The organism is Acinetobacter entericus, assembly GCF_026168575.1.
Lineage (GTDB): Bacteria > Pseudomonadota > Gammaproteobacteria > Pseudomonadales > Moraxellaceae > Acinetobacter > Acinetobacter bouvetii.
This window is the reverse complement of record NZ_JAPEQW010000001.1, coordinates 121,866-140,594: the sequence shown is the minus strand read 5'-3', so window position 1 is coordinate 140,594 and position 18,729 is coordinate 121,866. Positions and strand designations below refer to the sequence as shown.

Below are 18,729 nucleotides of genomic sequence, written 5' to 3'. Positions count from 1 at the left end.
TTTTTCAAATATTTAAATCCATATATCAAGATCAGCAGCTTTACAGTTTGAAATATTTCAGCACTGAAATTATTTTGAAATATTTCCGTCACAATTGCCATTACCGCTTAACAAAACACTATGATGCGCGATCAATGCTGCAAAATCATGAACTGAACCATCAGAACAGCAACATGCTTCAGCTACTCTTCAGCTGCCGAAAAAACATCCAATATCTTTTTTTTGACGGCCGCATAAACCATGAATATCAGTAATCATATTGACAATCTGTTAATATATTGCACGTTTTTAAAAACCGTCTGAGAGTTTTGAATGTCGACACTTGCCACCTTAAAAGAGCTTCTCGCCCAACGCATCCTGATTATTGACGGCGCAATGGGAACCATGATCCAACGCCATAAACTCGAAGAAGCCGACTACCGTGGTGAGCGTTTTGCCGACTGGGCATCTGACCTCAAAGGCAATAATGACCTTTTGGTGCTGACTCAGCCGCAGATTATTCAAGGCATTCATGAAGCGTATTTGGATGCCGGCGCAGACATTATTGAAACCAACTCGTTCAATGGCACGAAAGTTTCCATGTCGGATTACCACATGGAAGAGCTTGTCCATGAGATTAACTTTGAAGCGGCCCGCATTGCCAAAGCAGCCTGTGAAAAATATTCGACCCCTGACAAGCCGCGTTTTGTGGCAGGTGTGCTTGGGCCAACTTCACGCACCTGCTCAATTTCTCCAAATGTAAACGACCCTGCTTTCCGCAACATTACGTTTGATGAACTGAAAGAAAACTATATTGAAGCGGCGCATGCCTTGATTGAAGGCGGTGCAGATATTCTGCTCATTGAAACTGTATTTGATACTTTGAACTGTAAAGCGGCCATTTTTGCAGTTAAAGAAGTGTTCCATCAAATCGGCCGTGAATTGCCGTTGATGATTTCAGGCACCATCACCGATGCCTCTGGCCGTACACTGACCGGTCAAACGGCAGAAGCGTTTTGGAATTCTGTACGCCACGGCGATTTATTGTCGATTGGCTTTAACTGCGCCCTAGGTGCAGACGCGATGCGTCCGCATGTCAAAACCATTTCCGATGTGGCGGATACTTTTGTTTCAGCGCATCCAAACGCGGGCTTGCCGAATGCCTTTGGCGGCTACGATGAAACCCCTGAAGAAACCGCGGCATTTATCAAAGAATTTGCGGAAAGCGGCCTGATTAACATCACTGGCGGCTGCTGCGGTACAACACCGAATCATATCCGCGCCATTTACAATGCCGTGAAAGACATCACGCCGCGCCAAGTGCCTGAAACTAAACCTGCTTGCCGTTTAAGCGGTTTAGAGCCGTTCAACATTACCGATGATTCTCTGTTTGTGAACGTTGGTGAACGCACTAACGTGACGGGTTCGAAAAAATTCCTGCGTTTAATCCGTGAAGAAAACTTTGCCGAAGCGCTGGATGTTGCCTTGCAGCAAGTGGTTGCCGGCGCGCAAATCATCGACATCAACATGGATGAAGGGATGTTGGATTCGCAAGGCGCGATGGTGCATTTCCTCAATCTGGTTGCATCTGAACCTGAAATTTCCAAAGTGCCGATCATGATTGACTCATCGAAATGGGACATCATTGAAGCAGGCTTGAAATGCGTACAAGGCAAGCCGGTCGTAAACTCGATTTCCCTGAAAGAAGGGTATGACGAGTTTGTAGCTAAAGCACGTTTATGCCGTCAATACGGCGCTGCGATTATCGTCATGGCCTTTGATGAAAATGGTCAGGCGGATACAGCTGCGCGTAAAAAAGAAATCTGTAAGCGTTCGTATGATGTCTTGGTCAATGAAGTGGGCTTCCCTGCGGAAGACATCATTTTTGACCCGAACGTGTTTGCTGTGGCGACAGGGATCGAAGAACACAACAACTATGCTGTGGACTTCATTGAAGCCACAGGCTGGATCAAGCAGAACTTGCCGCATGCGATGATTTCAGGCGGTGTGTCTAACGTATCGTTCTCCTTCCGCGGCAATGAGCCTGTGCGTGAAGCGATCCACTCTGTGTTCCTTTATCATGCCATCAAACAAGGCATGACCATGGGGATTGTCAACGCAGGTCAAATGGCGATTTACGATGACATTGACCCTGAGTTAAAAGCTGCGGTTGAAGATGTGATCTTGAACCTGAACCAAGGTGAAAGTCAGCATGATGCAACTGAAAAATTGCTTGAAGTCGCTGAAAAATACCGCGGTCAAGGCGCCGCGCAAAAGCAAGTTGAAAACTTGGAATGGCGTGAACTTCCTGTCGAAAAACGTCTTGAACATGCTTTGGTCAAAGGTATCACCACATATATTGATGAAGATACCGAAGAAGCGCGTTTAAAATCGGTACGTCCTTTGGATGTGATCGAAGGCCCGCTGATGGACGGCATGAACGTGGTCGGTGACTTGTTCGGTTCAGGTAAAATGTTCCTGCCTCAAGTGGTGAAATCTGCACGGGTGATGAAGCAAGCGGTAGCATGGTTAAACCCGTACATTGAAGCTGAAAAAACCGGTGCGCAGCCTAAGGGTAAAATCCTGATGGCGACGGTAAAAGGCGACGTGCATGATATTGGTAAAAATATCGTCGGTGTGGTACTGGGCTGTAACGGTTATGACATCGTTGACCTGGGTGTGATGGTGCCTGCGGAGAAAATTCTGCAAACAGCGATTGATGAAAATGTCGATATCATTGGCTTGTCAGGTCTGATCACACCGTCGCTGGATGAAATGGTGTTTGTCGCCAAAGAAATGCAGCGTAAAGGTTTCCATGTGCCGCTGATGATTGGCGGCGCCACCACATCAAAAGCGCATACTGCGGTGAAAATTGACCCGCAATATTCAAATGATGCAGTGATTTACGTGGCGGATGCTTCCCGTGCGGTAGGTGTTGCAACAACATTATTGTCTAAAGAAATGAAGCCAAAGTTTGTTGAAGAAACGCGTGCTGAATATGAAAAAGTGCGTGAGCGTATTGCCAATAAGCAGCCGAAAGCAGCCAAGCTGACTTATGCTAAATCTGTTGAAAATGGCCTGAAAATTGACTTTACAGCCCATAAGCCTGCCAAGCCAAACTTTATCGGCACGCAGACTATCACCAATTATCCGCTTGAAACGTTGGTGGAATATTTTGACTGGACACCATTCTTTATTTCTTGGAGTTTGGCGGGTAAATTCCCAGCAATCTTAACAGATGAAGTGGTCGGTGAAGCGGCGACTGACTTGTATAATCAAGCGCAAGAGATGCTGAAAGACATCATTGAGAATAAACGCTTCGATGCGCGTGCAGTGTTTGGCATCTACCCTGCCAACCGTTCTGCAGCAGATTCTGTAGAAGTGTACGATGAAAATGGCGCTGCAGTGACGTATACCTTCCATCATATCCGTCAGCAGTCAGATAAAGTGACGGGCAAGCCAAACTTGTCATTGGCGGATTTTATTGCCACTAAAGATCAAGCACAGGATTGGTTAGGTGGTTTCACCGTGTCGATCTTTGGCGCAGAAGAATTGGCAAATGAGTATAAAGCCAAAGGCGATGATTATTCTGCAATTTTGGCGCAATCTTTAGGTGACCGTTTTGCCGAGGCGTTTGCGGAGCATTTGCATGAGCGCATCCGTAAAGAGTTCTGGGGCAACCAAGCGTCTGAGTCTTTAAGCAATGAAGATTTGATTAAAGAGAAGTATGTGGGGATTCGTCCTGCACCGGGCTACCCGGCTTGCCCAGAGCATTCTGAGAAAGCGACTTTGTTTAGTTGGTTAGATTCAACAGCTAAAATTGGTACAGAATTAACCACCAGTTTTGCAATGTGGCCGCCTTCAAGTGTCAGCGGTTTTTACTATGCAAACCCACAGTCTGAATATTTTAACGTGGGTAAAATCGCAGGCGATCAGCTTGAGGATTATGCGGCTCGTAAAGGCTGGACACTGGATGAAGCGAAGCGTTGGTTAGCGCCTAATTTGGATGATTCGGTTTCTTAAGTTTTTTTAAATCTCCCCTAACCCCTCTTTAAAAAGAGGGGGAACTTTTGCGTATCAAATGAGTGACGTGACAGCTCCTCCCTTTTTAAAGGGAGGTTGGGAGGGATTAATATAATGAAATAAATGATTATTTTTGCTAAATTCAAGTCATAATTTTTCACTTCATCTTTAAAAATAATGGCGACTATAAAAGCATTTAAACTAGCAAGTTTAGAATCTATATCTGATATTCTAGGTGAAACAAATACTGGTTTAACAGGTACTCAAATTTCCAAATACTTGGCAGAGTGTAATATTTATGACCCTCAATTAAATTCAACTAAACGAAAGCGTTTATACGATGCCTTAGCTTTAAAGCAAAATAATGACAAATGTGCTAATAATATTCTCAATTTTTTAAAACATGTGATGTGTCCTTCAAGACATATCCAAAATCAAGAATGGTTTTTTACAACTAGAAATCAGCTCAATATAGCCCTTGCATTTAAAGGATTAGAACTTACTGAAAGTGGTGACTTCAAACAAACTTATCACGTAAAAACATTTTCTGAAGCTGAAGAAAGAGCTCAAAATTTAAGAAAAACATTATTAGATCGAAAAATACATCATGATGTACTTACTTTTTGTAAAGCTGAATTACTTGTTGATAATTACTTTCATGCAGTATTTGAAGCAACTAAAAGCATTGCAGAGAAAATTAGAATAAAAACCAACTTAACTTCTGATGGAGGTATTTTAGTTGATGAAGCATTTTCCTATAAGGGGAAAATCCCCTATTTAGCATTGAATAATCTAACAACTGAAAGCCATGAAAGTGAACAAAAAGGGTTTATGAACTTACTCAAAGGTGTATTTGGAACATTTAGAAATACTACAGCACATGCTCCTAAAATAACTTGGGAAATAAATGAATTAGATGCCCTCGATATTTTATCAATGATTTCACTTATTCATCGAAAACTTGATAAAACTGTAGAAGCTAAAAAAATCTATGAAGGATATCTTTAATCCCTCCTAACCTCCCTTTAAAAAGGGAGGAACCCCGCGAATCAATACCATCATCAAATTCACGTGAAGTCCCTCCTTTTTAAAGATGAGAAACTATGTTTCGCAAGAGGGAGATTCTTTCAAACAATATAAATAAATCTTCTCAACCACCGCGTCAATCTCCCTCATCACCTCCCCATTATCAAACCTCAGCACTTTCAACCCCAACTGCGCCAAAGTTTCATCTCTAACCCGATCAGCTTCTAAACCTTCATCGGTAAAATGCTGCCCACCATCACACTCAATCACTACATTGGCAGCAGGACAATAAAAGTCCACAATGAAATTTAAAAGTGGCTTCTGCCGATAAAACTGCAAACCTAAAATTTGCTTAGCGCGAAGCTTTGACCACAAACGCTTTTCAGCATCAGTCATATTATTTCTAAGATCACGAGACGGTTGTTTCAAATTTTTATTATAAGGCTGCATTACAACTCACTTGGTTTTTCTAATCTTCTTTTAAGAATCTTGGGATAATAAATGTCACTCAAAATCAAAGCTGTTCTAACTTCATCTCCACCACATTCCAGTGATGCATCATCTCCCGCAGTACAATAAAGTAAACCAAACTAGAGAAACCTTTATCAGCCACCTTAGACACATAGTATTCCCTGCGCTCAACAAAGGTATTAAAAGAACTTTCAAGCTGCACGCGGTCAATTTGCTGCTGATCTGGGAAAAATAATGCTAAAACCTTTTTGAATAAGTCATCTGAAGTCATGGCGGTCTTGGGTTGGACATACTTCATCTGAACGGATTCTAACAGCTCTTCAATCAGATAAATCATCGACTCAATCGCAAGTTCATCTAACAGCCCATGACGCATACTGTTTGACTGTATAAAGCTTAAACCTTGGTCCAGCTGAATATGCTGTCCATCCATTTCAAATAAAAGTTGGTCTACGCCCAAGGAAAATTTGAGTACACCATTCAGATCAGTCATTACGTCAATCCTCCTAAGTCAAAACACACATACATTGAATGCCGTTATTACCGATCATCATCGTCAGGCCAAAATGCAATCGCGCCATCTTCGTTTGATAAGATAGCGCGATTAAAATTGAAGATCAGCAGTATTCAACTAGTTTGCTTGGGTCTTCGGTAAAAAGAAGGTCGCTAAACCGAGTAAAGGCAATAACGAACACACGCCAAATACCCATTCAATGCCTTTGACGTCAGCCAAATATCCTAAGCCTGCTGCGGCGATGCCACTCACACCGAACATTAAACCAAACATCAAACCTGCAATCATGCCAACTCGTCCCGGAACGGCTTCTTGAGCATAGACCACCATGGCTGCAAAGGCAGAGGACAGTACTAAGCCCGTAATAATCGAGAGCACGGTGGTCCAAAATAGATTGGCATGCGGCATCATCAACGCAAACGGCGCCATGCCGGCAAAAGACACCCAAATCACCGCTTTACGCCCAATTCGGTCTCCAATCGGCCCACCTGCAAATGTACCCAGAGCCACCGCTGCCAAAAAGGCAAACAAATGCAACTGTGCGCTTTGTAAACTGAGCTGAAACTTGTGCATTAAATAAAAAGTGAAATAGTTGCTGATGCTGGCGATGTACGTAAATTTGGCAAACATCAGCACGCAAATGGTCGACAGCGCGATGACGAGTTGACGCCCATGCAGTTTGCTTTGCACTTGATGCGCTTTGGCAGCCAACTATTTTTTACTGTGGCTGATGCTCCAACGGCTGACACCGAACAGTACCCAAATCGCAAGTAAGGCAAATACAATCAGCCATGCCACAGCGTGCTGTCCAAAAGGCACAATAATCAGTGCTGCCAATAAAGGCCCTATGGCTGTACCTGTATTGCCACCGACCTGAAAAGTCGATTGTGCTGTGCCAAAGCGCCCGCCCGAAGCCATACGCGCCACACGTGAAGCTTCAGGGTGAAAGGTCGAGGAACCCACACCAATCAATGCCGATGCCATGAGCAATACGATAAAATTCGGCGAAAAAGCCAAAAGCAAAATACCGCTAAAAGTCACCACCATGCCGAGTGGCAGCAGATAAGGTTTCGGATGTTTATCGGTATACAGTCCAATCCAAGGCTGCAGCAGTGATGCTGTAATTTGATAAACCAATGAAATCAGCCCCACTTGTGCAAAGCTGAGCGAAAAATTGGTTTTCAGCATCGGGTAAATGGCTGGCAAAACGGCTTGAATCAAGTCATTGAGCAGATGTGCAACCGCCACAGCTCCCACCACTTTTATGATCATGCCTTGCGGCTGCTCATTGATCGCAGCTTCGCCCATCCCCTCTTTCATTTGAATTGAAGACGACATCCCTCGCAAACTCCATGTATTTTTCATCAGGCATTGATTGTAAAATGTCATTCATAAGACTATCTTCCAATAATCATTGTATAACTGACAATTTTAAACCATACATGCCAAATTCTCTGATTCAAACCGAAATGTCCGAATTGGTGATTGGGCTTTCTTCTGAGCATACCTATCGAGAGATTACCCCCGCGCATACCCATTCGCGGGCACAGTTCCTGTATGCTTCGACAGGAATGATTCAAGTGTTCACTCCAAACCACGTCTGGATCGTGCCGCCGATGTGTGCGCTATGGATTCCGACCCATGTCGAACACAGTGTGATTTCATTAAGCCGAGTTAAACTCAATACCGCATTGGTTCAGGCCGATGCAGCTGCATTGCTGGGGCAACATTGTTTTATTATTCGGGTCAGCAAGTTATTGCATGAACTGCTCATTCGGCTCAATGCAATTGAACACATTCCACCCTCTGAACTGATCAGCTCTGATGAACTGTCTCGATCTTTACAGATTTTGATTTTTGATGAAATTCATAAAGCCAATCTGCTGCCGATTCAAATTCCATGGCCGCGAGATCGACGCTTAATGAATATTTGCCAAGCGCTGTTAAGTACGCCCGATCAGTTAAAAGATTTAAGCGCCTGGGCAGATGAAATTGGCACCAGCTCCAGAACCTTGATGCGCATGTTTCAAAAGGAAACGGGGCTGTCTTATCGGGCATGGGTTCAGCAAATGCATATTGCCCATGCCTTAAGTAAAATTGCCAGTGGTGAATCTGTTGCGCAGATTGCAAGATCACTCGGCTACAGTAATCCGAGTGCGTTTAGCACCATGTTTAAACGTCATTTGGGACAAACCCCGCAACAGTTTAAATATCAGGATGAATAGAACGATACTCGTGCCTACGCACTCAGGCGGTCGACAAATAAAATACCGTTGAGATGATCGATTTCATGCTGCACAATGCGCGCAGGAAAACCTTCAAAAGTGCTTTCCATCACCTCACCGGTCAACGTGTGATACCGCACCTTAATGCTTTGCGTACGCTGTACCTGACCGCGTTCATTCGGCACGCTTAAACAGCCTTCTTCACCTAAGGTCGTTGCCTGAGAAAACTCTAAAATTTCAGGATTGACCATGACCACGGCGTCCATTTCAGGCGCATCGGGATAGCGTAAATTTGGCCGTGAAGCCACAATAATCACCCGCTTCGAAATATAGACTTGCGGTGCAGCAATGCCTACACCGCTCCGCTCCAGCATGGTCGCAATCATGGCAGAAGCCAGCTGCATGAGCCCGCCGCTATTAAACTCCGCATCTGAGACGCGGGCGGCTTTGAGTCTTAAAATATCTTCACCGCGCTGGGCGACCGGCAATACTGTGCTCATACATGATCTCTTGCGAATGAAAGGCGTAAACTAGACTGTACAGAAAAAAGTCTATGAATATTTTGCATGCTTTAATCATAGCTTAAGCTTGATAAGGTAAAAAAGACCGCTTCTGCAAGATTCCTCATTCACTGATAAGTAAACTCCCTATGTTTGACTGGTCCTCGCTGGTGCAGCATTACGGCTATCTTGCTGTTTTAATCGGTTCTTTTTTTGAAGGCGAAACCGTGCTCATGCTTGGCGCCTATGCCGTGCATCAGCACATTTTGTCTTTTTGGCCGCTGGTTGGCATTGCGATGTTTGGCGGCTTTCTCGGGGATCAGTTTTATTATTTTATCGGCTATAGATATGGCTACAATTTCATCCGAAGCCGCCCAAAGCTCAATAAAAAATTTAAACGCGCCAGCCAAATGATTGTCCGCTTTCCAACCCTGTCTATTTTACTGATGCGCTTTTTATGGGGCCTCAGAACGATTATTCCTATGAGTTTCGGCATTCTGCGCTATCCTGCAATGCGCTATTTGGCCGTCAATCTACTGGCCAGCTTTATCTGGGCCTTTGTCGTGATCAGTGTTGGCATGCAGGTCAGCCATTGGCTGCATGTGTTTTGGCATATGCTCCTGCCGCATCAAAAGAAAATCTTCATTATCGCCGCCGTCATCAGCTGCATTATTATTGCCCGCATCATCTACGGCAGAGTCGTTAAATTGCAGGATCATTCTGAATAAGCGCGCTGGGCAATAAATAACTGTTCTTCATTAAGGCTGGCTTCATCACGCTTTGGTATATCTCAGATTATTTAGGGGAATTGCAATGAATACAGCAGCGCTATTGCTCAGTGTCGTTTTTAGTTCAATTGGCTTTGGCTATTTTATTTACGGCAAAAAACAGCAGCAGGCGCTTCCCCTCATCTGCGGTTTGGCGCTGATGATCTACCCTTATTTTATTGACAGCGCCGCAGTCATGACGGCTATAGGGCTTTTACTGATTCTCGCCCCGAGGTTTATCCGGCTTTAAAGGCCGCCCCATACAAAAAATCCTCCCTTTAAATAATATAAATTTTACAGTTTGATAAAAAAAAGTTATTTACGATGCAATAAAGATTGATTATTCAACAATTTCTCAGTTCTTTAAAATTTCACTTTATTAACAGCCAACCGCACATGGTAGATTTGCATGGACGTTCAGCCACGCTTGACCAATGAAGACAAACGCACACTGGGGCTTTCCTCCTTAGGCGGCGCCTTGGAATTCTATGATTTTGTGATTTATGTTTTTTACGCCAAAATCATTTCTGAATTATTTTTCCCCAGCACACTCAGTCCATTTTGGGCCATGCTGAATACTTACGGCATTTTTGCAGCAGGGTATTTTTTCCGCCCGCTAGGCGGTGTGGTCATGGCGCATTTTGGTGACTTGATTGGCCGCAAGCGCTTATTCAGCCTGTCTATTTTACTGATGGCAATGCCGACATTAATGATTGGTGTGATGCCGACCTTTGAAAGCATTGGCTATGCGGCTCCAGTTCTTTTATTGCTGATGCGCGTGGTGCAAGGCATTGCGATTGGCGGTGAAATTCCAGCAGCATGGACTTTTGTTTCAGAGCATGTGCCTGAAAAAAAAATCGGCATTGCCAATGGCTTGCTGACTGCAGGGCTGTCTTTAGGCATCCTGCTGGGCGCATTGATGTCTCTGTTTATTTCGCTTAAATTCAGTGAAACCGAAATTCATGGCTGGGCGTGGCGCATTCCATTTATTGTTGGCGGCATTTTTGGCTTTGTGGCGCTGTATCTGCGCAGCTACCTAAAAGAAACCCCCGTGTTTAAAGCCATGCAAGCGAAAAAAACGCTGGCGAAAGAGCTGCCGGTAAAACAGGTTTTGGCAGAGCACAAAACCGCTGTGGCCATAGGCATGCTGTTTACCTGGTTCTTAACGGGCTGCGTGGTGGTGCTGATTTTAGCCATGCCGAACCTGCTGACTGGCGCTTTCGGCTTTGAACGCGCGGATGCGTTTAAAATGCAAAGCGCAGCCATTGTCATGCAAATGGCAGGCTGTATAGCAGCAGGCTTATTGGCGGACCGTTTGGGTGCAGGCAGAGTCATGCTGTTCGGTTCATTCTCTGTAGCGGCAATAGCTGGCGTGTTCTATCACAGCCTAGGCCATGTCTCGCCATCGACCGTATTTATGCTGTATATGCTGCTGGGCTTCAGCTCAGGAACCGTCGGTATGGTGTCCTACAGCATGGTGAAAATGTTTCCTGCGCAGATCCGTTTCTCGGGCATCTCTTTTTCCTATAACCTGGCTTATGCGATCGCTGGCGGCATGACCTTGCCTTTAGTTCAATGGCTCAGCGTCTACAGCAAAATTGGCGCCTTATACTACATTTGGGCGGTGTGCTTGGCGGCATTCTTAACGGCTCTGCTGTATCGGGCGCGTTTTGAAAAGCAGGCTGCCCGCCAAAGCAATGCCGCGGAAACAGAGTTCAGCTAAACACAATCACTGAAATTAAAAAACAAAAAAAAGAGCGGATGATCCGCTCTTTTTCCGCTTAGGCCTATATGGTGAAACATACATGCACCCCAGCTTTCAGCACTTAAATATTCGGAGTTTAAGCCTTTAAATTATTGCGCAGCTCATCTTCCACAATCTCAATTTCCAGCTGGCTGAAACGGCGGATTTCGCCTTCTGCATGCTTTTCCAGCATCCCGCCAATCAAAGGCACCTTCACTTTAACGGTCCATTCCAGCTGAAAGTTAATTTGCGAATCATCGCCAGTGACGCTGCGCTGACAGTTGGCCTCTAAAGGCAAATTCGGATCTAAAGTCACCACAGAGGTCATTTGAGATAAATTGCTGACATCGGTACGCTTTAAGCGGAATGCATCCTTTAAAAATTTTTTTGCGACATCTGGAAGATTCACTTCTAAATTATACGCACGCTTTAGCGTATAAATATCACCGGCTTTTTGCGATTCTAAAATTTCTAAATTTTCACCTGGAATTCGTCTGCACACCGCTTCGTGCAATGAAATATTTTCGGCCAAGCGTTTAAAATCATCCAATGAAACGCCCTGAATTGCAGCATTCACCGTAAATTGATGCGCCATTTTACTTTCCTATTCTTAATTACTCTATTTGTTTTTATTGCTGATGCACAATACAGCTTGCAGCGTATTAAATCCTGTTATTCTTAGGCTGTCATTGACTCAAATGCAGGCAATCTGCGCAGCAATGCCAACCCCCTAATATGCGGCCTGATATTCTTCTGCACCCTGACTTAAAAAGACCTGCTGTCAAAAATAAAAATAGCATGCGCTTCTTAACCCGAACAGCGCTGCCCCTCCGCTAAGATTGATACAGATGCTTTTCACCTGCTTTCTCATACAGTACCGACAGCCGATTTTCAGCATAATCAATCCATAAAAACTGCGTTTTATACTCAATGCGGATGCAGTATTCCTCTGCGCCATCATCCAAACCGGTTGCCGACCACACCGTTCCCTTAGGGAACTGCTGCAGCCAATCCGCCTGATAAAAATCACTGATGCAGTCAAAACTTAAATAGGCGCTGGGCTGCTGCAAAATTTCAAATGCCAGCGCATCAAATTTTTTCTGCTGTTCGTGCTGAAAGTCGATGAGCATCTTCCATCCTCAACAAAATTTCTCAATTTTCCCTAGTATAGCGCTTATAACACACACCGCTGCGTTTGCATGACTGAACTTAAAACGGTGAATCCGGCGCGCAGCCCTATTTGAATGGCGCAGTCACTTTTATTGCATTGACAGTATTCTAACGATCGTTTAAAAATAGATTCAGCCTAAAGAATGATCAATAAAAAAGGAACTGCATGATGGAACTGCAAGAACACAGCAGCCAAGGCAAAGTCAGCCGGGAGATCCGCGGACAGCTGATGCTGATTGGACTGGACCGTGCTGAAAAGCGCAATGCTTTTGACAGCCATATGATTCATGACTTGTCGCTGGCGCTGACCGAATATGAAGATCGTCCCGATTTACGCTGTGCGGTGATTTTTGCGCATGGCGAACACTTTACCGCGGGGCTGGATTTAGTAGAACTTCAGCCTAAGCTCACATCAGGCGTTTTCGATTTTTCGGACACTCAAATTAACCCTTGGGGCACCACTTCCCGCAAGCGCAGCAAACCTGTGATTGCCGCTGTGCAAGGCTATTGCTATACCGCAGGCATTGAACTGATGCTGAATGCAGATTTGGTGATTGCGCAAGACAACTGCCAATTTTCGCAAATGGAAGTGCAGCGCGGCATTTTGCCTTTCGGCGGCGCCACCGTGCGCTTTGTACAGGCTGCCGGCTGGGCCAAAGCCATGCGCTATCTGCTGACCGGCGACCGTTTTAATGCGCACACCGCCTTAGACTTAAACCTGATTACCGAGATTACCGAGGCATCGCCGCTGGCCCGCGCGATTGAATTGGCGGAACACATTTGCCGCGCAGCGCCTTTAGCGGTTCAAGCGACACTGGCTTCGGCGCAGGAAGCCGCGCTGCATGGCCCCGAGACTGCTTTTTCGCAATTGCAGCAGCATTTGAACCCATTGCTGCACAGTCAGGATGCACAGGAAGGCGTGATGGCGATGCTGCAGCGCAGAGCGCCGCAATTTAAAGGACAGTAATTTAAGGCCGGCTGCTCAAAACCATTCATGTTGTCGAATTTCTTTCATTGGCTGAAGAATAGCGGGCCCATACAGGCCTTACCGAAAAATGCGAAAATATTTAAAAATAAAGAAGTAAAAAATGAGCGAAAATACCTACATGACGCCGTCAAAAGCACAGGCTGAAATTCAATCCAGCACAATTGCATTTACCGCAGCGGACGGCTATCCGCTATCCGGCCTGCTGTATGCGCCGCCAGAACCGCATGCGAGCATTGTGGTCTCCAGCGCTACAGGCGTGCCGCAAGGCTTCTACCGCCGTTTTGCAGAATATGCCGCGCAGCAAGGCTTTCAAGTGCTGACTTTCGATTACCGCGGCATTGGCGCTTCATCGCCGCAAAGCCTGAAAGGCTTCCGCATGTCGTATTTAGACTGGGGACGCCATGACCTCAGCAGCGCCATTGATGTTTTAGCGAAAGACGGCTTGCCGATTTATATGATTGGGCATTCCTACGGCGGCCAGGCGCTGGGCCTCACCCGCAATCATCATCTGGTCAAGGCCATGCAATGCTATGGCACAGGCGCTGGCTGGCATGGCTATATGCCGCTGAAAGAGAAAATTAAAGTTCAGGTAATTTGGAATATTGTCTTTCCGCCGCTGGTCGCCCTAACTGGTTACCTGCCGTGGAGCAAGCTGAATATGGGCGCAGACTTGCCTGTAGATGTTTACCGCCAATGGCGAAAATGGTGCAAAAATCCGACCTATTTTTTTGCCGACCCAGAACAGCGCGCCCTGAAAACTCAGTATGCGCAAGTGAAAAGCCCTATTTTTGCTGTGGCGGCTTTAGACGATGATTGGGCGCTGCCTGCTTCACGCCATGCTTTTATGCAGCATTACCGCAATGCGCCTATGCAGTTTATTGATATGCAGGCACAAGACTACGGCATGCAAGCCATTGGCCATATGGGCTATTTCCGCAAAGGCGCAGAGAAAATCTGGGATCAGGCACTGCATCAATTCAAAACCATGCACACTTTGGAAAGCGCAAAGCATGCGTCCGCGTAAGCTCAGCCGCGAACAGCTCCTGCTGCAGTCTGCACTATGCTTTAAACAGCATGGCTATACAGGCACCAGTGTCAGCATGCTGGCGCAGGCCTGCGGATTAAGCAAAGCAGCGCTTTACTATGATTTCAGCAGCAAAGACGCGCTGCTGTATGAAATTTTAGATACCACACATCAGCAGCTGCGCAACGGAATCTTTCTGCAGCTGCGCCAGACGCACAGCAATCTGACAGCCGCCTATAGGCAAATACACGCCAATGCAGAGTATTTTTTCAGTTTTGGCGGCATGGGCTGTTTGGCGGGCATTCTCAGTGCAGAACAGCCTAATTTGCCGGAGATGATTCAAAAAAAGCTGAGAGATGTTTTTCAGGACTGGGAGCAGGCATTTTTTATCTTCTTCTGCCAATGCATGCACGAAACGCAAGCGCAGATTTGGGCAAAGCTGTCTGTTGCCGATTATGAAGGCGCCATTTTAATGTCCCGCATTCGGCCTGAAGCAGGCTATTTAAGTTTGCTGCAGCAGCGGATTATCAGCCAGCTGAACAGAGGCGATACCATGCTCAGCTAAAGCGGCCCTGCGTTCGGATATCATGCTTATGCTCTTCGCCGAAGCGGTCAACATGCGCATAAAACACACCGTATTTCCCAACATAATATTCTAAAGACTGGTCGTAAAAAGTCCAATAAATTGACCATTCATCCAAATCCATTTTACGGATTTGGGTTTTTGAACTGACAGGCATTTTGCGGAAAACCTCAGCCTGCACCTGCGCCGCATCGGCGATATCATGCCATTTCCCTCTCTCCATGAACAGTGCCGCAATATCATCAAACAGCTGCTGCTCATAGGCGTCCACCACGGCCACGGCATCTCCGCCGCGTTCAGCAGCAGCGGTATCGGTCACGCTGGCGCGTTTCTCAGGCGCCTGATATTTACGCCACTTTTGACTCATTTTCTGTGTTTTATAAATTTTAAAGCCGATTACCCAAGCCACAGTAATCACAATCACGACGCATAGCATCAATAACAGTTTGACCATAACTGAATCCCCGCAACAGTTTAATTTTATATTTTTATGAAGTATAACACGGCGGAATTGAATGTTTTTTAAACAATCTCAATACATGACTGAAACCGCTTTTATACCTAAGCGGGCCTTCAGGGACAGATTTATTCTCAGCATTGCGGTCAAGCGCGCCTGCACTTGCTGAATATTTCCGACAGGCTCTTTCCTGCCGCCTTCAAAATCATTTTGAGACAGTCTGATCTTAAAACCGCCCAATGGATTCAAACGCAGCAATGTGATTTGAATCACTTTATTATTTAAACCATTAAAATACTGAAACAAAACTGAGATAAAACTCCATCATTGCACAGCAGATGCTTCAGAAACGCATCATAAAGCAACATAATTCAACTTTCTAAAAGTGGATTTATCTTTTGAAATGTACCGACTTTTTCAATTCGATAAGAACAATTATGATACGCGAATCAAGGATTGAAGATATTCCTGAAATCATACGGGTCATCCACGAAAGTGTCCGCTCCTGCATTCAAGACCATCAGCGCAATGAAAGTGAGATTCAAATATGGCTGGAAAAAACCAATCAGTCCAGCCTGCTGCTTGGAATGCTTTACAATGACAGCTGGGTATATCTTGAACAGAAGCAGATCGCCGGATTTATTCTTGTGAATGATCATGGAAAAATTCTGCTGAATTACATTCGCCCTGAACTGCAGCAGCAAGGCATTGGCACAGCATTGCTGATGAATATGATTGACTGCCTGCGCGAAAAGAACATTGCTCAAATCACTCTGAACAGCACGCATACCGCACTGCCCTTTTACAGAAAATGCGGCTTTCAGCACCATCAGCCGCAGCAAGATGAAACTGGCACGGCGCTTACCCATTTGGTTAAATATTTGGCTTAACTGAATTAAATCTACAGCACGCGCTGAGATTGAGCTAGGCGGCTTTCAGCTGATCACGCCCCGCCTGTTTCGCTTCGTATAATTTTTCATCCGCTGCCTTCATTAAGGCATGAATATCCTTATAATGCTGCTCCCGGTCCATACACGCCATGCCCATGCTGACGGTCACAAAGTTTTTATGGTCACCGCGCTTGCAGTGTTCAAACTGGGCCAAACGGATAGCATTCATGACTTTATCCATCAGATCGAATGAAACCTGCAGCGGCACATTCTGCATCACAATGGCGAACTCTTCGCCGCCATAGCGGGCCAGAAAAGCCGAAGCCGGCAAAGTTTTCGCAATGACCTGCACCAGCTGCTTTAGAATTTCATCGCCTTTCAAATGCCCATAATAATCATTGTAATTTTTAAAATAATCCACATCCAGCATCGCGAACATTAAGGTGCCGTGCGGCAGACGTTTGACTTCAGAAAAGCGCTCCTGAATTTCATCATTCAGCGCGCGGCGGTTATATGCGCCAGTCAGCGCATCCACTTTCACCTGATGTTCAAGTTTTGCATTCAGCTCATGCAGCTGTTCCGTCCGCGATTTCACCTTCTGATCCAGCAGCGCATTCAACTCCATCAAGTTGTTATTCAGCTGCTCTGTATGATAGGTCTGATAGGCATAGTTTCGTGACTGCTGGAACATAATCAGCAAGGCATACAGGCTGGTCGAGACAAAGGATAAATTCACCGAATCAATCCAATTCATCAGCAGCATGAAATCATTTAAGAAAGTCACGCATAGAAAAATGACCGCGCATAAATTCAGGACAGAATAGGACTCCTTTAACTTGAGAGTCTGATAAAAGCCATAAATAAAATTGGCCAATACAAATAGGCTAAATACTGAACAATACAGCGCCAAGCGCTCAAAAACTTCAGGCTGCGCAACCAGCGTCACCCCAATATTCAGCCCCAGCAGCAGCATGGCGATTTGATAAATCAAACGGTGCAGATAGCGCGCATTGAGCAGGTGAATATAGCTGATAAAAAAAACTACCGTAAAATAGGTAAACAGATATTCTAAGCGCGTGCCCCACAGCCAGTTGATTTCCGTCACTGCCGTATAGGCATAGGGCGCAGAAAAAAAGTTGTGCAGCGCCAAAAACACAATAAAAATACCAAAGACAAAAATGCTTTTACTGTTGCGCTGTGTTGAACCGCGGAATACTGAAAATAAGATGTTAAACAGGCCTACCCCCAGTACAATCCCGCAGATGACAGAAACGCTCATCATCAGCTGCTGGAACTGGCGGTTGATGGTTTTCGATAAGCCTATCCGCATCGGGTTTTCTAAGCCGCCATGCAGGCTGGAAAAGTTTGAAGCTTGAATCGCTAAGGTGAAATATTCTTTTTCAGCGACAAAATAGGCAATTCTAGGGGCATTTTCGGGAAATTGGGTATCGGGCGAAGTTCCTACTTCACCCAAGCGCATGAGAAAATCACCATTCAGATAAACCCGGTATGCCCCGTATTGGTTTGGAATTTTGATGGCAATGCGGCGCCCGATGAATTCTTTCGGGATTTTAAAGTAGCCGACAAATGTGCCGTAATTTTCATTGCTGCCGGTCAACTCTTTAAATGACGCTGGTAAAAAGACAGGCTGTGCGGCCAATATGGTGCTGGATTCAGTTAAGAAATGCCGCGGATAAAATAGCCATTGCCCTGGCAGCTGGGTACTGCTGTTTTCTGTGAATTGCACATCATTAATGCTGTCTCGGTATTTTTCATAAAAAGATGCTGGTACAGGCTCATATTGGGCAAACACAGCAGTTTGCCCAAAAACAATGACACAGCTCAGCAGCAGTAATCCCTGAAAAATACGGATTGCATCATGCAAATAACGCAAGGAGTCCTATTCCTTTTATCGACATAAAATTCAATGTAAAATGAAACTCGATGATTTCCAAATATTTTTTCTATTTTTTGATCAACAGCATCCTTGCCGGTCAATTTTTTGACGCAGATTAAAGATTAATCACGCGTTTTCACATCAAATAATTCAATTTCAAAAATCAAATTTGAGTTTGCTGGAATAATATTGCCCATTTTGCGTGAGCCATAGCCCAAATGCGCAGGCACAATCAGTTTGCGCTTGCCGCCGACTTTCATGCCCATAATCCCTTGATCCCAGCCCTTAATGACACGGCCAGTGCCAATAACCGTTTCAAAATAATTGCCGCGGTCAATCGATGAATCGAATTTGGTGCCGTCTTCCAGCCAGCCAGTGTAATGCGTTGTAATTAACGCGCCCTTAACGGCTTCTTTGCCTTCGCCGATTTTTAAATCAATAATTTCCAATTCGTTTGACATCTTCATACAC

Annotated in this window: 19 protein-coding genes and 1 pseudogene; 10 read left to right on the top strand and 10 right to left on the bottom strand. The window is 45.2% G+C overall.

What is annotated here, in order from left to right; translation table 11 throughout:
* The first annotated feature begins 312 nt into the window (after positions 1–312).
* The gene (metH, locus tag OKC24_RS00725) at positions 313–4,002 is read left to right on the top strand and encodes a methionine synthase (protein WP_131276009.1); all 3,690 of its coding nucleotides are present in this window, start codon (positions 313–315) and stop codon (positions 4,000–4,002) included.
* 177 nt (positions 4,003–4,179) lie between these two features.
* Entirely contained in the window at positions 4,180–5,010 is an 831-nt protein-coding gene (locus tag OKC24_RS00720; RefSeq protein ID WP_265464510.1) for a TIGR02391 family protein, read from the top strand.
* Positions 5,011–5,103: 93 nt separating this feature from the next.
* Here the strand turns inward: OKC24_RS00720 and OKC24_RS00715 are convergent, their stop codons facing one another.
* The 3 genes and pseudogenes from OKC24_RS00715 to OKC24_RS00705 form a co-directional block, all read right to left on the bottom strand.
* Positions 5,104–5,478, bottom strand: coding sequence for an endonuclease domain-containing protein (locus tag OKC24_RS00715; RefSeq protein WP_131276011.1), 375 nt, complete (start codon positions 5,476–5,478; stop codon positions 5,104–5,106).
* Positions 5,479–5,542: 64 nt separating this feature from the next.
* Positions 5,543–5,992, bottom strand: a complete 450-nt coding sequence (locus tag OKC24_RS00710; protein ID WP_265464507.1) for a hypothetical protein — start codon at positions 5,990–5,992, stop codon at positions 5,543–5,545.
* A 138-nt stretch (positions 5,993–6,130) separates the two neighbouring features.
* Positions 6,131–7,351, bottom strand: a pseudogene (locus tag OKC24_RS00705) (MFS transporter).
* 104 nt (positions 7,352–7,455) lie between these two features.
* Between OKC24_RS00705 and OKC24_RS00700 the strand changes: the two are divergent.
* Positions 7,456–8,238 carry an AraC family transcriptional regulator gene (locus tag OKC24_RS00700; RefSeq protein ID WP_131276014.1) on the top strand — a complete coding sequence of 261 codons (783 nt, stop codon included), beginning with the start codon at positions 7,456–7,458 and terminating at the stop codon, positions 8,236–8,238.
* Between the two features lie 14 nt (positions 8,239–8,252).
* On the opposite strand, the gene def is transcribed toward OKC24_RS00700, so the two are convergent.
* Positions 8,253–8,738 (bottom strand): peptide deformylase, encoded by a 486-nt coding sequence (gene def, locus OKC24_RS00695; RefSeq protein WP_131276015.1) that lies wholly within the window; start codon positions 8,736–8,738, stop codon positions 8,253–8,255.
* 149 nt (positions 8,739–8,887) lie between these two features.
* Here def and OKC24_RS00690 point away from each other — a divergent pair, with 149 nt between their 5' ends.
* From OKC24_RS00690 to OKC24_RS00680, 3 genes are all read left to right on the top strand, one after another.
* Positions 8,888–9,466 (top strand): DedA family protein, encoded by a 579-nt coding sequence (locus OKC24_RS00690; protein WP_131276016.1) that lies wholly within the window; start codon positions 8,888–8,890, stop codon positions 9,464–9,466.
* Between the two features lie 85 nt (positions 9,467–9,551).
* Positions 9,552–9,755 (top strand): amino acid transport protein, encoded by a 204-nt coding sequence (locus OKC24_RS00685; protein WP_130144180.1) that lies wholly within the window; start codon positions 9,552–9,554, stop codon positions 9,753–9,755.
* A gap of 159 nt (positions 9,756–9,914) precedes the next feature.
* Positions 9,915–11,228: an MFS transporter gene (locus tag OKC24_RS00680; RefSeq protein ID WP_131276017.1), complete on the top strand. Its 1,314-nt coding sequence runs from the start codon at positions 9,915–9,917 to the stop codon at positions 11,226–11,228.
* A gap of 118 nt (positions 11,229–11,346) precedes the next feature.
* Here the strand turns inward: OKC24_RS00680 and OKC24_RS00675 are convergent, their stop codons facing one another.
* Together OKC24_RS00675 and OKC24_RS00670 are read right to left on the bottom strand one after the other, a co-directional pair.
* The gene (locus OKC24_RS00675; protein ID WP_130144182.1) at positions 11,347–11,844 is read right to left on the bottom strand and encodes a DUF2505 family protein; all 498 of its coding nucleotides are present in this window, start codon (positions 11,842–11,844) and stop codon (positions 11,347–11,349) included.
* Between the two features lie 238 nt (positions 11,845–12,082).
* Positions 12,083–12,379, bottom strand: coding sequence for a hypothetical protein (locus tag OKC24_RS00670; protein WP_130144183.1), 297 nt, complete (start codon positions 12,377–12,379; stop codon positions 12,083–12,085).
* Between the two features lie 209 nt (positions 12,380–12,588).
* Between OKC24_RS00670 and OKC24_RS00665 the strand changes: the two genes are divergently transcribed.
* The 3 genes from OKC24_RS00665 to OKC24_RS00655 all read left to right on the top strand — a co-directional run bounded on the left by OKC24_RS00665 (position 12,589) and on the right by OKC24_RS00655 (position 14,996).
* Positions 12,589–13,386: a crotonase/enoyl-CoA hydratase family protein gene (locus OKC24_RS00665; protein WP_130144272.1), complete on the top strand. Its 798-nt coding sequence runs from the start codon at positions 12,589–12,591 to the stop codon at positions 13,384–13,386.
* A gap of 121 nt (positions 13,387–13,507) precedes the next feature.
* Positions 13,508–14,431: an alpha/beta hydrolase family protein gene (locus OKC24_RS00660; RefSeq protein ID WP_130144184.1), complete on the top strand. Its 924-nt coding sequence runs from the start codon at positions 13,508–13,510 to the stop codon at positions 14,429–14,431.
* Complete coding sequence (locus OKC24_RS00655; RefSeq protein WP_130144185.1) at positions 14,418–14,996, top strand: TetR/AcrR family transcriptional regulator; 579 nt, start codon at positions 14,418–14,420, stop codon at positions 14,994–14,996. Before OKC24_RS00660 ends, OKC24_RS00655 begins: the two co-directional genes overlap by 14 nt.
* On the opposite strand, the gene OKC24_RS00650 is transcribed toward OKC24_RS00655, so the two are convergent.
* Positions 14,989–15,468 carry a hypothetical protein gene (locus OKC24_RS00650; protein WP_130144186.1) on the bottom strand — a complete coding sequence of 160 codons (480 nt, stop codon included), beginning with the start codon at positions 15,466–15,468 and terminating at the stop codon, positions 14,989–14,991. The two genes, OKC24_RS00655 and OKC24_RS00650, sit on opposite strands and share 8 nt — an antisense overlap.
* 78 nt (positions 15,469–15,546) lie before the next feature.
* Entirely contained in the window at positions 15,547–15,777 is a 231-nt protein-coding gene (locus tag OKC24_RS00645; protein WP_131276018.1) for a hypothetical protein, read from the bottom strand.
* Between the two features lie 131 nt (positions 15,778–15,908).
* On the opposite strand from OKC24_RS00645, the gene OKC24_RS00640 reads away from it, so the two are divergent.
* Complete coding sequence (locus tag OKC24_RS00640; RefSeq protein WP_130144188.1) at positions 15,909–16,361, top strand: GNAT family N-acetyltransferase; 453 nt, start codon at positions 15,909–15,911, stop codon at positions 16,359–16,361.
* 34 nt (positions 16,362–16,395) lie between these two features.
* On the opposite strand, the gene OKC24_RS00635 is transcribed toward OKC24_RS00640, so the two are convergent.
* Together OKC24_RS00635 and OKC24_RS00630 are read right to left on the bottom strand one after the other, a co-directional pair.
* The gene (locus tag OKC24_RS00635; protein WP_130144189.1) at positions 16,396–18,255 is read right to left on the bottom strand and encodes a sensor domain-containing diguanylate cyclase; all 1,860 of its coding nucleotides are present in this window, start codon (positions 18,253–18,255) and stop codon (positions 16,396–16,398) included.
* Between the two features lie 125 nt (positions 18,256–18,380).
* Positions 18,381–18,719, bottom strand: a complete 339-nt coding sequence (locus OKC24_RS00630) for an FKBP-type peptidyl-prolyl cis-trans isomerase (RefSeq protein WP_005008114.1) — start codon at positions 18,717–18,719, stop codon at positions 18,381–18,383.
* Positions 18,720–18,729: the final 10 nt, after the last annotated feature.

Coding starts and splice junctions, on each gene's coding strand:
- OKC24_RS00660 (WP_130144184.1), top strand. CDS start 13,508: ATGAGCGAAAATACCTACATGACGCCGTCAAAAGCACAGGCTGAAATT.
- OKC24_RS00720 (WP_265464510.1), top strand. CDS start 4,180: ATGGCGACTATAAAAGCATTTAAACTAGCAAGTTTAGAATCTATATCT.
- OKC24_RS00680 (WP_131276017.1), top strand. CDS start 9,915: ATGGACGTTCAGCCACGCTTGACCAATGAAGACAAACGCACACTGGGG.
- metH (WP_131276009.1), top strand. CDS start 313: ATGTCGACACTTGCCACCTTAAAAGAGCTTCTCGCCCAACGCATCCTG.
- OKC24_RS00715 (WP_131276011.1), bottom strand. CDS start 5,478: ATGCAGCCTTATAATAAAAATTTGAAACAACCGTCTCGTGATCTTAGA.
- OKC24_RS00690 (WP_131276016.1), top strand. CDS start 8,888: ATGTTTGACTGGTCCTCGCTGGTGCAGCATTACGGCTATCTTGCTGTT.
- OKC24_RS00650 (WP_130144186.1), bottom strand. CDS start 15,468: ATGGTCAAACTGTTATTGATGCTATGCGTCGTGATTGTGATTACTGTG.
- OKC24_RS00640 (WP_130144188.1), top strand. CDS start 15,909: ATGATACGCGAATCAAGGATTGAAGATATTCCTGAAATCATACGGGTC.
- OKC24_RS00655 (WP_130144185.1), top strand. CDS start 14,418: ATGCGTCCGCGTAAGCTCAGCCGCGAACAGCTCCTGCTGCAGTCTGCA.
- OKC24_RS00670 (WP_130144183.1), bottom strand. CDS start 12,379: ATGCTCATCGACTTTCAGCACGAACAGCAGAAAAAATTTGATGCGCTG.
- OKC24_RS00630 (WP_005008114.1), bottom strand. CDS start 18,719: ATGTCAAACGAATTGGAAATTATTGATTTAAAAATCGGCGAAGGCAAA.
- OKC24_RS00700 (WP_131276014.1), top strand. CDS start 7,456: ATGCCAAATTCTCTGATTCAAACCGAAATGTCCGAATTGGTGATTGGG.
- OKC24_RS00675 (WP_130144182.1), bottom strand. CDS start 11,844: ATGGCGCATCAATTTACGGTGAATGCTGCAATTCAGGGCGTTTCATTG.
- OKC24_RS00665 (WP_130144272.1), top strand. CDS start 12,589: ATGGAACTGCAAGAACACAGCAGCCAAGGCAAAGTCAGCCGGGAGATC.
- OKC24_RS00710 (WP_265464507.1), bottom strand. CDS start 5,992: ATGACTGATCTGAATGGTGTACTCAAATTTTCCTTGGGCGTAGACCAA.
- def (WP_131276015.1), bottom strand. CDS start 8,738: ATGAGCACAGTATTGCCGGTCGCCCAGCGCGGTGAAGATATTTTAAGA.
- OKC24_RS00685 (WP_130144180.1), top strand. CDS start 9,552: ATGAATACAGCAGCGCTATTGCTCAGTGTCGTTTTTAGTTCAATTGGC.